Genomic DNA, 12410 nt, shown 5'->3' on the forward strand with positions numbered 1-12410 from the left:
AAATCAAAAATAATCCAGCTTAAAACGCACTGTGGAAAAATACGCTCCCACCTTCAACGGCTGGTGATTCGGCATCAACGTCATGGAATAATTCAGCACTCGGTTCCCCGGTATTATTCCCTCCATCGGCAAAGGTTTCCCTGGAATAACCGCCGTGCCGCTGCTGTCTTTTATCTCCAATGCAACGCCGCGCGCATCGCCCTGTACGCCAAACAGAGCGCCTTCCGCATAACCATCAAACGTGACCTGAAAGAATTTCCAGTCAGGCTTGTTTTCCGGCCGTTCCAAAATGCAATTGACCAATTCGATACTGAAAGGTTTGGTCATCCCCTGGCCGTCACGAATGATCTGCCCGAGAGGAATAGTGTCCATATCGATCGTCTGATCGCGGCTGCCGGCGGCAATGGCGCAGGCGGTGTCGATAATGGCGCCGTGCATGTTGACTTTGCCCCACCCCTGCGCGGCGGAAGTTGCATGGCCGGGCGCAAACGCCAACGACGCCAAAAGAACGGCACCCGCTCGATTCCTTGGTAAAAACATCGCGACATTCCTTTGACAGGGAGATTCACCAGGCATGCGGCGAACCCCATGCCTGGTTGATTAAGCCTTCGGGCTCACTTACTGATAAGCCAGGGTGAAATCGGCTACGGCAGTGAAATCGCCCGGAACGATGGCGGCGGAAGCGCCTTCGCCCTGCAGGTAGGCGGCGAAATGCAGGGTGTTGTTGCCGGTATTCAGGGTCTGCGCGGTAGTCGCTTCACCCAGTTTGATCGGCTGGCCATTGTAAGAGATGGCTACGCCGGCGCCGCTGGCGGTGCCCGCGATACCCAACAGATCCTTGTCGGTGGACGATGCGACGCCGCTGAAGGTGGTTTTAACGGTTTTCAGCGTGGTGATGTCGCACTGCTCCAGTTTGATTTCAAACGGACGCGGGTTGGATTTGCCGCCGTTTTTCAACGCCACGTTGGAAACCTGGCCCAGATCTACGGTCTGATCGATCGACTCGGGCGCAATAGAGCATGGCGCATCAATAATAGAGCCCGTGAAGGTGACCTTACCGTGTCCCTGATCGGCTGCCTGTGCAAAAGAACTTGCGCCAAATGCAATCACTGCAGCCATCATGATTTTGTTAAGTTTCATAGAACCTATATTCCTTATAAGAAAAAATGCATATTCCAATCAAGAAAAAGAGCAACAGGAAACCTGCTCGCGCTTATATGTGCGCAGCCCTGATTCTTTAGCATCTTGCTGGTTGGTTAACTGCCAAAACCCAAAGGCATCGACAATAAATACGTCGATAACGGCAAGTCTGCAGCGGCCCACCCATTAATGAATCCGTCATATAAAAATAAACGAAATCACAACAAGCAGAGGCCAATACTTTCTAATCCGTCCTTCTTGTCCGGCGATGAATATTCTGGCAAATGCCTCTCAGCAAAAAAAGGCTTTTTTTGATCAAGGCGAACATTCGCAATTTATTTCCTAATTGAAGTTAATTTACTGTTATTTTTAGCCTCATAGATCGTAAAAGATGCTTTTATAGAGCAATATCCTGTTTTTCTTGGATTCCCAAGTAATCAGATCGCAAAGTGGCGCTTTGTGAATATAATAAACCAAAATTTTAGGTTTCAGCGTGACGCCACCCCTGCCTAAGCACAGGTAAAAACGGGGCGGGCAACGCCTTTTTTTTCAATCCTGATAAATAGATAGGAATTTTCTTTGTTCGCGTTTTACCTCGTTGTTGGTAGGCAGCGAAAGTTTGTTTTTTCTTAGGAATACGGCAATCGGAATACAGAGGAAGTGCTATGGAAGCGTTATCTCCGAAACAAAAGGAAATACGGCAATTGCAGCACGATCTGCTGCAAACATTATTCGCGCAGTCGCCCCGTAAGTGCCCTATCGGCGGCTTGCCGCCACAGCAGCAATGGCTATCGACGCGGCAACTGGCCAATGCCGTCAACGTCGGTGTTTACCGGGCGCGGCGGCTATTGTTGGATCTTGTCTCCCGGAAAAAAGTGATTGTGACGGACGGCTCTATCAACAACTCATTGAGGTGGTATCCCACCGCGTTGCTGAACGGTGATAACGACGGCATCTCCAACAGCGATGCCCCTCACTCCCCTTTAACGGAATAAATATGGCCAGCCGGCCTGATTGGCAATATTTCATTGCGGAGTAACGCCGCACACTATTTATATATATTGGGATATTATCGTGAGAAAAACAGCCCTGCTATTTTTACGTTGCTGCCTGGCATTATCTTTCTTCATGCTGTTTGGCAACGCCAACGCGTTTACCTGCCGCACGTCCGATGGCGGACTGATTCCACCCGGGGGCTCGACCACGCCGGTTGACGTCCGGGTGCGCATCGGGCCACAGCTTTCTTATGGCAAAAACGAAATCGTCAACGTCAGCCAGGTCACCTGTAAAAACGACGTCGCGAGCTGGTATGACTATCTCAAAACCGACAGCCCGGCGCTGTCGATGAACAGTGCGATTTTTGGCGCCATCGGCAGCGGCACCACCATCAACGGCAGCGATTACAACTCCCCGGTGCCATCAGGCATCAGCGTACTCAGCCTTACCGGCCTGCAAACCCAGTCGGTCGCCATCCGGGTTTATATCGTGTTGAACCGTTTCCCAACGCCGGACATCAAGGTGAACAAGGGCGACGTCATCGGCCAAATCAACTTTATTCAGACCAACGATCAGCCGGGTTGCCCACAGTGCGGCGTTTATCGCTGGCGCCTGATCGCCGACAACGACGCTTACTTCGTCACCACCAGCTGCACCATCAACAACGGCCAGCAGATTAACGTCGACTTCGGCCAGATCCGTCAGGACTTTCTGACCCAGAGCGCCAATGATGCCCAGATAAAACAGGACAAAGCGCTCAGCTACCAATGCGACGACCAGAGCGCGACGCAGGATATTCTGATCCGCATGGTCAGCGATGCCAGCGGCTTCTCCAGCGATTTTATCAAGACCACCAATCCTAACGTCGGCGTGGCGATGATGTACAACGGCGCGGTGGTGAAGCCGAACAATGCCTTCAGAACGCGCATCGTCAACGGCCAGGGCAACGATACCGTGACCTTTGTACCGGTAAAGAACAATGTCCCTTACACCAGCATCGCCACCGGCCCGCTGTCGGGTTCGGCCACGCTGATCTTCAGCGCACCTTGAGACGGGAGCCAGAATGAACATGACGAGTAAAACGCGCTGCGCTCTGCTATGGGCGTTGAGCCTGATTAGCGCCGCGGCTCAGGCCGCCGACCAGGGTACCAAGGTCAACATCACCGCCACCGTGGTGGCGCCCCCGCCTTGCGTGATCAACGACGGGCGCACCATCGATATCGACTTCGGCAAGGTCGGCATCAAGCGCATCGACGGCAATCGCTATATGCAACGCATCGATTACAGCATCAAATGCGAGTTTCTGGATAACAGCCGCCAGCTGAAAATGAAGATCATGGGCAGCGCGGCGGCCTTCGACGGCAGCGTGTTAACCAGCAGCGTCAATGGGTTGGGCATCAAACTGTTGGCCAACGGTAAGGCCTTCGCCATCAATACGCCGCTGAACATCGACTACGCCAATCCGCCGACGCTTGATGCGGTGCCGGTGAAAAACAGCGCCGTCACCCTGGCGGAAGGCGATTTCACCAGCGGCGCCACCATGCTGGTGGACTACTTTTAATCACCGCCCCAAAAAATCGCGAAAAAAAAGCCGCAACCTCTCAGTTGCGGCCTGGTCGAGGATCGTGCGCCCGGGGCGCGCTCCTCACATCAGGGTATTCAGCCGAAGATCCCGCCGAACCACTGGCTCAGCTTCATCATCACCATATCCCAGATGCGGCTGAAGAAGTTGCCCTCTTTCACCTCTTGCATCACCACCAGCGGGTGTTGCTCGATGGTCTTGCCGTCCAGCTGGAAATCGATGGTGCCGACCACCTGGTTTTTCGCCAACGGCGCTTCCAGCGTCGGCTGGGTCAGCTTGTAGCTGGCCTTCAGGTTTTTCATCTGCCCTTTCGGAATGGTGACCGAGGCGTCTTTCGCCACGCCGAGCGGCACTTCGCTGACGTCGCCGAACCACACTTTCTGGGTGACGAACGGCTTATCGGCCTTGATCGGCGTCGCGGTTTCATAGAAGCGGAAGCCCCAGGTCAGCAGTTTTTCGCTTTCGCTAAAGCGCACGCGATCGCTCGGCGCGCCCAGCACCACCGAGATCAGGCGCATCGGGCCGTCGGTGGCCGACGCCACCAGGTTGTGGCCGGCGCCGCTGGTGTAACCGGTCTTGATGCCGTCGACGTTCAGGTTGCTGCTCCACAGCAGGCGGTTACGGTTAATCTGGCGGATCTTGTTAAAGGTGAACTCTTTCTCTTTATGCAGCGCGTATTCGTCCGGCACGTCGCGGATCAGCGCCTGGCTCAGCAGCGCCATGTCGCGCGCGGTGCTGTACTGCCCTTCCGCATCCAGGCCGTGCACCGTCAGGAAGTGGGTGTTCTGCAGCCCCAGAGATTTGGCGTAATTGTTCATCAGGCCGACGAACGAATCCTGGCTGCCCGCCACGTAGTCCGCCAGCGCGATGCTGGCGTCGTTGCCCGACTGGATCACGATGCCTTTATTCAGCTCCAGCACCGGCACCTGATCGCCCGGCTTGATGAACATCAGCGAAGAACCGCGCAGCGCCGGGTTGCCGGGCGCCCAGGCGTCTTTGCCGACGGTGACCATGTCTTCCGGCTTGATCTTGCCGGCCTTGATCGCCTGCCCAATCACGTAGCTGGACATGATCTTGGTCAGGCTGGCGGGATCGAGGCGGGTGTCGGCATTGCCTTCGGTCAACACCTTGCCGCTGTTGTAATCCATCAGAATGAAGGCCTTGGCGTCTACCTGCGGCGGCGCCGGCGGCTCGGCCGCATGCACGGCCGGGGCGGCCAGCAACAGGATGCCTACGCTGAAGGTCAGTTTTTTCAGGGAAGTGGATAAGTTTTTTTTCATCATGACGTCGCCAGAGTGTCCATTCAAATCATTGAAATAGCGTTAACTTTCAAACATGTTCACGTTTTAAGCCAACCAGCGAGAGTGGCCCGGTGCGCGCGTGCCGGCCGCAACCCCCTGCGGCGCCCGTAGCGGGTAACGCAGCGCACCGAAAATGCCCTTGCTGTGAGTTTATGTGATTTATCTTATTTTTGCAGGGTTTAGCGTGAATTTTCAGCATTTTTACATAACTGTACGCAGCCCCCCGCTTATCGTTCAGAAAAGCATCGCGACGCGCATTTTTGCACCCACCTACGGCTACACGGCCAAGCATCTGCACTGCTAAACATCTGCGCATCCATACGTCTAAAAAAAGATTAATATATTCCATAATGGCATATATAACCGTTATTTGTTCTTTTTAAAGCGCTTATTCTCAGCGCTATCATCCACATAACGACTTTTATACCGAATAATCCTGGAGATGAGTCATGGCAATCCCCCATTCCGTCATCGAGATGATTGGCAATACCCCGATGCTGGAACTGACCCGGTTCGATACCGGCCCGTGCCGGCTGTTCGTCAAGCTGGAGAATCAAAACCCCGGCGGTTCGATCAAAGACCGCGTGGCGCTGTCGATGATCGAACAGGCCGAGAGCGACGGCAAGCTGCAGCCGGGCGGCACCATCATCGAAGCCACCGCCGGCAATACCGGCCTGGGGCTGGCGCTGGTGGCGGCGCTGAAAGGCTATAAGCTGCTGCTGGTGGTGCCGGACAAGATGAGCCGCGAGAAGATCTTCCACCTGCGCGCGCTGGGCGTGGAAGTGCTGCTGACCCGCTCGGACGTCGGCAAGGGGCATCCGGCTTACTATCAGGATTACGCCAAACGCCTGGCCGGGGAGATCCCCGGCGCCTTTTATATCGATCAGTTCAACAACCCGGCCAATCCGGCGGCCCATACCACCACCACCGCGCCCGAACTGTGGCGGCAGATGGAGCATGACGTGGACGCTATCGTGGTTGGCGTCGGCTCCGGCGGCACGCTGGGCGGGTTGAGCCGCTATTTCGCCGAGGTTTCGCCGCAGACGGAATTTGTGCTGGCCGACCCTGCCGGCTCTATCCTGGCGGACTACCTCGACAACGGTCACATCGGCGAAGCGGGCAGCTGGCTGGTGGAAGGCATCGGCGAAGACTTCGTCCCGCCGCTCAGCGACTTTGACCAGGTCCGCCACGCTTACCGCATCGGCGACGCCGAAGCCTTCACCACCGCGCGCGATCTGCTGCGCAAGGAAGGCGTGCTGGCGGGATCGTCCACCGGCACCCTGCTGGCCGCCGCATTGCATTACTGCCGCGCACAGACCGAACCCAAGCGGGTGGTGACCTTCGTCTGCGACAGCGGCAACAAATACCTGTCTAAAATGTATAACGACCACTGGATGCTGGAACAGAGCCTGCTGAGCAAGCCGCAGCACGGCGATCTGCGCGATCTGATCGCCTACCGCCACGACGAAGGCGCGGCCGTTTCTGCCGCGCCGGACGACACGTTGGCGATTGTGCATGCCCGCATGCGGCTGTACGACATCTCGCAGCTGCCGGTGCTGGAAGGCGATCGGGTGGTCGGCCTGATCGATGAGTGGGATCTGCTGAACGCCGTCCAGGCCGACGCCGCCCACTTCAGCCTGCCGGCCGGCAGCGCGATGACCAAGCAAGTCCATACGCTGCAAAAGGAAGCCGGCTACGACGAATTGCAGGCCACCTTCAACCATGGCCACGTCGCGGTGGTGCTCGACGGCGAGCGCTTCCTCGGCCTGATTACCCGCACAGACGTGCTTAACGCCTGGCGCCAAAAATTACGTTAAAAGGATCCATTATGGCCAAGTTTGATACGTTGACCGTTCACGCCGGTTACACCCCGGACGCCACCGGCGCCGTGATGCCGGCAATTTACGCCACCTCCACCTACGCCCAACCGGCGCCGGGCGAACATACCGGCTATGAATACTCCCGCAGCGCCAACCCGACGCGCACCGCGCTGGAAAGCGCCATCGCCGAACTGGAGGGCGGCAGCCGCGGCTACGCCTTCGCCTCCGGCCTGGCGGCCTGCTCCACGGTGCTGGAGCTGCTCGATAAGGACAGCCACCTGATCGCAGTAGACGATCTGTACGGCGGCACCTATCGCCTGCTGGAAAAAGTGCGCAGCCGCACCGCCGGCCTGCGCGTCACCTACGTGTCGCCGGCGGATCTCGCCGGGCTGGAGCAGGTGATCGAGCCGGACACCAAAATGATCTGGGTAGAAACCCCGACCAACCCGCTGCTGAAGCTGGCGGATCTGAGCGCCATTGCCGCGATCGCCAAAAAGCATGGGCTCATCAGCGTGGCGGACAATACCTTCGCCTCGCCGTATCTGCAGCGCCCGCTGGATCTGGGCTTTGACGTGGTGGTGCACTCCGCCACCAAATACCTCAACGGCCACTCCGACGTGGTGGCCGGCGTCGCGGCGGTGGGGGATAACCCGGCGCTGGCGGAACAGCTCGGTTTCCTGCAAAACGCGGTCGGCGGCATTCTCGATCCGTTCAGCAGCTTCCTGACGCTGCGCGGCATTCGCACCCTGGCACTGCGCATGCAGCGCCACAGCGACAGCGCGCTGCGCATCGCCCAGTGGCTGGAGAGCCAGCCGCAGGTGGAAAACGTCTACTATCCCGGCCTGCCTAGCCATCCGCAGCACGCGCTGGCGGCGCGCCAGATGACGCGCTTCGGCGGCATGATCTCGGTGCGGCTGAAAGGCGACGACGCCTATGCGCGCCGGGTCATCAAGCGCTCGCGCCTGTTCACCCTGGCGGAAAGCCTGGGCGGCGTGGAAAGCCTGATCAGCCAGCCGTTCAGCATGACGCACGCCTCCATTCCGCTGGAACAGCGCCTGGCAACCGGCATCACGCCGCAGCTGGTGCGCCTGTCGGTGGGGATTGAGGATGTGGAAGATCTGATCGCCGATCTGCAGCAGGCGCTGGCGGAATAATCGCCCGCATCAAGCGCCATCAGCCCGGCCGGCGCGCCGGGCTTTTTTGTGCCCGCTATTCAGACGCCGATGACGTCCCGATAAAAGCGCTGCGCCACATCGGGGTGGGAACGGATGCGGCCTTTCAGGTAGTTATACCCCACGTCGCGCAGCAGCGGGTTGAGCGGATCGCTGGCCGGGCCGCGCGCCTGCGCCGCCAGCGGCGGCGGCAGTTGATACAACGGCACCGCGTCCAAGCGCGCGCCGAGGAAAAAAGCGATCGACAGCCTGTCGCGCCCCGCCGGCGGCGTTTCCACCCGGTGCACCGTGGCGCGCAGATAGCCGTTGGTCGCCAGTTCCAGCAGCTCGCCGATGTTCACCACGAAGGTGTCTTCACGCGGCTGGGCATCGAGCCACTGCCCTTCGCTCACCTCCACCTGCAACCCTTTTTGCTCGTCCTGCAGCAGGAAGCTGAGAAACCCGGAGTCCTTGTGCGCGCCGACGCCCTGTGCGCTGGCGGTAGCGTCCCGCCCCGGATAGCGAATCAGTTTGATGTGCTCGTTGGGCTTATCGCCATACAAGCGATCGAAAGCCTGATCCGGCAACGACAGCGCCAAAGCGAAAGCGCGCAGCAGCCGCAGCGACATGGCGGTCATCGCCTGTTGCCACTGCAGCAGCAGCGGTTTCAGCGTCGGCAGCGCCGCCGGCCACTGGTTTGGCCCCTGCAGGCGCGCCCAGCGCGGGGTGTCGTCAGACAGCGTCAGCGCCGGGCGTTCGGCGCCGATATCGAACTGCTCGCGCCAGTCCGGCTGGCCGCGCGTGAGCTCCGCCGCCGCCCGGTTGTAACCGCGAAAGTGCGGCGAATGCACCATCTGCACCGCCAGCTTGTCGGCTTCCGGCAGCGCGAAAAATTGCCGCGCGCCCTGCTGCAGCCGCGCATTCAGCGCGCCGTCCACGCCGTGCCCGCGCAGATAGAAAAAACCGACGTCGCGGGCCGCCGCGCGCAGATCGTCGAGAAAGGCGCGCCGCTGACGCGCATCGCCGTCAAGCTGCGAAAGATCCAGCAGCGGCAGCGTCTTCAGCGTCGTCAGATGCGTCATCATGCGGTTCCTCTTCTTCCCCAATCACGATCGGGCTGCCATACAGGCGAATAATCAACATTGTCACTCCCTACCGGGTAGCTGCATTTGCTCCATAGTTATCACCGCGCTCGCCGGGGCGGCCAATATTGTTGCGTTCTAAGTTATGCAAACGTTCAACAAACTGTCGCAAAACCGTCATCAATGTTTCTTATGCTCTGCGCAATTTCGCCGACGCCGCTGGCTGGCGACGGGCGCTATCCGCTATCCTGTAAACGACCTCATACCCTGCCTGCCGGAGAAATACTGATGGATTTAGCCTTATTCGACCTGGATGAAACCCTGATTGACGATGACAGCGCCAGCCTGTGGATCCGCTGGCTGGTCGGCCAGGGCTTCGCGCCGGCGGAGCTGGAGCTGCAGGAGCAGCAGCTGATGCAGCTTTATTATCAGGGCAAGCTGTCGATGGAGGATTACATGCAGGCCACGCTGGCGCCGCTGGCCGGCCTGAGCGTGCAAACCGTGGCCGGCTGGGTACAGCGTTACATCCGCCGCGACATCCTGCCGCGCGTCTATCCCGCCGCCCGTGAACGCCTGCAGTGGCACCGCGAGCGCGGCGACTGCATTCTGGTGATCTCCGCCACCGGCGAGCATCTGGTGGCGCCGATCGCCGAACAGCTCGGCGCCGATGATGCGCTGGCGATCGGCGTGGAAATCAGCGACGGCCGCTTCACCGGCAACACCTACGGCACCATGACCTATCAACAGGGCAAGGTGATCCGCCTGCAACGCTGGCTGGCGCAGCATCCGCACCTGCAATTCGAACACAGCCACGGCTACAGCGACTCCCTCAACGATAAGGCGATGCTGCAATTCGTCGACAGCGCCACGGTGATCAACCCCGACAGCGAACTGAGCGCGCTGGCGGCGGAGCACGGCTGGGAAGTGTGCCGCTGGGAACGCTGAGCGGCAGGCAAAAAGTGCCCTGCGGTGTGACAAATAGCGTTTTGTGGCGTAGGTATAGAGGGTCCTTAATCCACTAACGGAGTTGCGCAATGCTGACCATTTGGGGCCGTGAGAATTCGAACAACGTCAGGAAGGTGCTGTGGTGCGCCGCCGAACTGGGGCTGAGCTATACCCACATCAACGCCGGCGGCGCGTTCGGCAAGGTGAACGAAGAGAGTTATCGCGCGCTGAACCCGAACGGCCTGGTGCCGCTGCTGCAGGACGATGACTTCGTGCTGTGGGAATCCAACACCATCGTGCGCTATCTGGCGGCGAAATTCGGCGACGCGACGTTCTATCCGCAAGATCTGCAGGCGCGCGCCGCCGCCGAGAAGTGGATGGACTGGACCACCTCAACCATCGTCCCGGCCTTCACCATCGTCTTTTGGGGCCTGATCCGCACCGCGCCGGAATTGCGCGACATGGCGAAAATCGAAGCGGCGATCGCCACGCTGGAAAAGCACTTCGACGTCATCGAACAGACGCTGGCGCGCCAGCCTTACCTCTCCGGCGAGGCGTTCGGCTTCGGCGATATCCCGCTCGGCAGCTTCGCCTACGCCTGGTTCGAAATGCCGATCGCCCGCCGCCCGCGGCCGAACATAGAGCGCTGGTATCAGCAGCTGCGCGCCCGCCCGGCCTATCAGCGCGGCGTGATGAGCGAACTCACCTGATCGCTGCGGGGCGTTACGACGCCCCGACCTTCAGCAGCTTGCCGTTCCGCTCGTCCGTCAGCAGATACAGATAGCCATCCGGCCCGCTGCGCACCTCGCGAATGCGCTCGCCGCGATCGCCCAGCAGCCGCTCTTCCGCCACCACCTTGTCGCCTTCCAGCGTCAGGCGAATCAGTTCCTTTTGCGCCAGCGCGCCGATGAACAGCGAGTGCCGCCAGGCGGGGAAGCGCTGCCCGTCATAAAACGCCATGCCGCTGAGGCCGGGCGATACCCGCCAATAGTGCAGCGGCTGTTCGGTGCCGGGCACCCGTTCCCCTTTGGCCTCGGGGATCGGCTGGCCGGAATAGTTGATGCCGTAGGTGGCCAGCGGCCAGCCGTAGTTTTTACCCGGCAGCGGGAGGTTGAGCTCATCGCCGCCGCGCGGGCCGTGCTCGTGTTCCCAGATCGCGCCGCTCCACGGGTTCAGCGCCAGCCCTTGCGGATTGCGGTGGCCGTAGGACCAAACCTCCGGCCGTTTGCCGGCCTGGCCGACCCAGGGGTTGTCCGGCGGCACCGCGCCTTCGGCGGTCAGCCGCACCAGCTTGCCCTGCAGCTTGTCGGTCTCCTGCGCCGTCGGCCGCTGGTTGTTTTCGCCCAGCGCGATAAACAGGTAGCCCTGCCTGTCGAACGCCAGCTTGCCGCCGAAGTGATTGCCGACCGACAGCTTGGGCAGCTGGCGGAAGATCACCTTGAAGTTTTCCAGCCGCGCGCCGTCGTCGCTCAAACGGCCGTAGCCGACCGCCGTGCCGGCTTTGCCGCCGTCACCCGGTTCGGCAAAGCTGAGGTACACCCGGCGGCTGGCGGCGAAGTCGGGCGCCGGCAACACTTCCAGCAGGCCGCCCTGCCCCTCGGCGTAAACCTGCGGCACGCCGGCGATCGGCGGCGACAGGCCTTTGCCCTGCTGCCACAGCCGCAGCCGGCCGGGCCGCTCGGTGATAAGCAGGCCTTGTTCCGCCGGCAAAAAGGCCAGCGACCACGGGTGTTCCAGGCCGTCCTGCAGTTGGCTGACCGTCGGCGCGGCGTGCAGCAGGCCGCTGCACAGCAGCAAACCGGCCAGCAAAGTCAATCGGGGCATGGCGTCCTCCTGAGGGTGAAATGACCCGTTTAGTGTAGCCCACTCAGCGGGCGCGGTCGTTTGCATTACATTTCAACAGGTTGCCTTTTAGCCGCAGTGTGCTTAAGTTAACCCATCACCCAGGAGGAATCATGGACATTACCGTTACCGACGCGATTGACGAACACACCCTCGATGCGATCAGGCAAGGCCTGCGCGCTTACAACCTGCCGCATATCGACGCCCGTCACCGCAAGCCGCTCAGCGTCTATGCGCGCGACGAGGCCGGCACGGTGATCGGCGGGCTGACCGCCGAAACCTGGGGCAACTGGCTGAGCGTCGAATGGCTGTGGGTGGCGGACTCCCAACGCGGCAGCGGCCTCGGCGGCCGGTTGATGCGCGCCGCCGAACGCGAGGCGCAGGCGCGCGGCTGCCGCTACGCTCGCCTGGATACCTTCAGCTTCCAGGCGCGGCCGTTCTACGAAAAGCTCGGCTATCAGCTGCAAATGACGCTGAAAGATTATCCGGTGGAACATGAGTGTTATTTTCTCACCAAAACTCTGACTGATTAATGGATGGACGGATGGACG

Annotated in this window: 13 protein-coding genes; 8 read left to right on the forward strand and 5 right to left on the reverse strand. The window is 60.0% G+C overall.

All coding sequences use genetic code 11. From position 1 onward, the window contains the following. Window positions 1–3 precede the first annotated feature (3 nt). Both ACJ8HB_RS03175 and ACJ8HB_RS03180 read right to left on the reverse strand, forming a co-directional pair. On the reverse strand, window positions 4–540 hold the full coding sequence (locus tag ACJ8HB_RS03175; RefSeq protein ID WP_033654626.1) for a fimbrial protein: 537 nt from the start codon (window positions 538–540) through the stop codon (window positions 4–6). 78 nt (window positions 541–618) lie between these two features. After that, window positions 619–1140 (reverse strand): fimbrial protein, encoded by a 522-nt coding sequence (locus ACJ8HB_RS03180; protein WP_025302212.1) that lies wholly within the window; start codon window positions 1138–1140, stop codon window positions 619–621. Between the two features lie 665 nt (window positions 1141–1805). Between ACJ8HB_RS03180 and ACJ8HB_RS03185 the strand changes: the two genes are divergently transcribed. The 3 genes from ACJ8HB_RS03185 (at window position 1806) to ACJ8HB_RS03195 (ending at window position 3697) form a co-directional block, all read left to right on the forward strand. After that, complete coding sequence (locus ACJ8HB_RS03185; protein WP_033646709.1) at window positions 1806–2135, forward strand: hypothetical protein; 330 nt, start codon at window positions 1806–1808, stop codon at window positions 2133–2135. A gap of 133 nt (window positions 2136–2268) precedes the next feature. Next, entirely contained in the window at window positions 2269–3186 is a 918-nt protein-coding gene (locus ACJ8HB_RS03190; RefSeq protein WP_072022384.1) for a fimbrial protein, read from the forward strand. A 19-nt stretch (window positions 3187–3205) separates the two neighbouring features. Next, a complete protein-coding gene (locus ACJ8HB_RS03195) occupies window positions 3206–3697 on the forward strand; it encodes a fimbrial protein (protein WP_223181936.1) in 492 nt (163 codons plus the stop codon). A 98-nt stretch (window positions 3698–3795) separates the two neighbouring features. On the opposite strand, the gene ACJ8HB_RS03200 is transcribed toward ACJ8HB_RS03195, so the two are convergent. Further along, complete coding sequence (locus tag ACJ8HB_RS03200; protein WP_033633487.1) at window positions 3796–5001, reverse strand: serine hydrolase; 1206 nt, start codon at window positions 4999–5001, stop codon at window positions 3796–3798. 467 nt (window positions 5002–5468) lie between these two features. Between ACJ8HB_RS03200 and ACJ8HB_RS03205 the strand changes: the two genes are divergently transcribed. Continuing rightward, window positions 5469–6836 (forward strand): pyridoxal-phosphate dependent enzyme, encoded by a 1368-nt coding sequence (locus ACJ8HB_RS03205; RefSeq protein ID WP_047568432.1) that lies wholly within the window; start codon window positions 5469–5471, stop codon window positions 6834–6836. A gap of 11 nt (window positions 6837–6847) precedes the next feature. Beyond that, complete coding sequence (locus ACJ8HB_RS03210) at window positions 6848–7993, forward strand: trans-sulfuration enzyme family protein (RefSeq protein WP_047568434.1); 1146 nt, start codon at window positions 6848–6850, stop codon at window positions 7991–7993. 59 nt (window positions 7994–8052) lie between these two features. Here the strand turns inward: ACJ8HB_RS03210 and ACJ8HB_RS03215 are convergent, their stop codons facing one another. Then, window positions 8053–9072, reverse strand: a complete 1020-nt coding sequence (locus tag ACJ8HB_RS03215; protein WP_094859715.1) for an isopenicillin N synthase family dioxygenase — start codon at window positions 9070–9072, stop codon at window positions 8053–8055. 288 nt (window positions 9073–9360) lie between these two features. On the opposite strand from ACJ8HB_RS03215, the gene ACJ8HB_RS03220 reads away from it, so the two are divergent. Next, on the forward strand, window positions 9361–10017 hold the full coding sequence (locus ACJ8HB_RS03220) for an HAD family hydrolase (protein ID WP_033654623.1): 657 nt from the start codon (window positions 9361–9363) through the stop codon (window positions 10015–10017). A gap of 89 nt (window positions 10018–10106) precedes the next feature. After that, window positions 10107–10727 (forward strand): glutathione S-transferase family protein, encoded by a 621-nt coding sequence (locus ACJ8HB_RS03225; protein ID WP_047568438.1) that lies wholly within the window; start codon window positions 10107–10109, stop codon window positions 10725–10727. Window positions 10728–10740: 13 nt separating this feature from the next. On the opposite strand, the gene ACJ8HB_RS03230 is transcribed toward ACJ8HB_RS03225, so the two are convergent. Further along, the gene (locus ACJ8HB_RS03230; protein ID WP_047568439.1) at window positions 10741–11841 is read right to left on the reverse strand and encodes a PQQ-dependent sugar dehydrogenase; all 1101 of its coding nucleotides are present in this window, start codon (window positions 11839–11841) and stop codon (window positions 10741–10743) included. A 131-nt stretch (window positions 11842–11972) separates the two neighbouring features. On the opposite strand from ACJ8HB_RS03230, the gene ACJ8HB_RS03235 reads away from it, so the two are divergent. Then, window positions 11973–12392 (forward strand): GNAT family N-acetyltransferase, encoded by a 420-nt coding sequence (locus ACJ8HB_RS03235; RefSeq protein WP_033654621.1) that lies wholly within the window; start codon window positions 11973–11975, stop codon window positions 12390–12392. Window positions 12393–12410 lie beyond the last annotated feature (18 nt).

The organism is Serratia sp. CY27727 (assembly GCF_052169275.1).
Classification (GTDB): Bacteria; Pseudomonadota; Gammaproteobacteria; order Enterobacterales; family Enterobacteriaceae; genus Serratia; species Serratia sarumanii.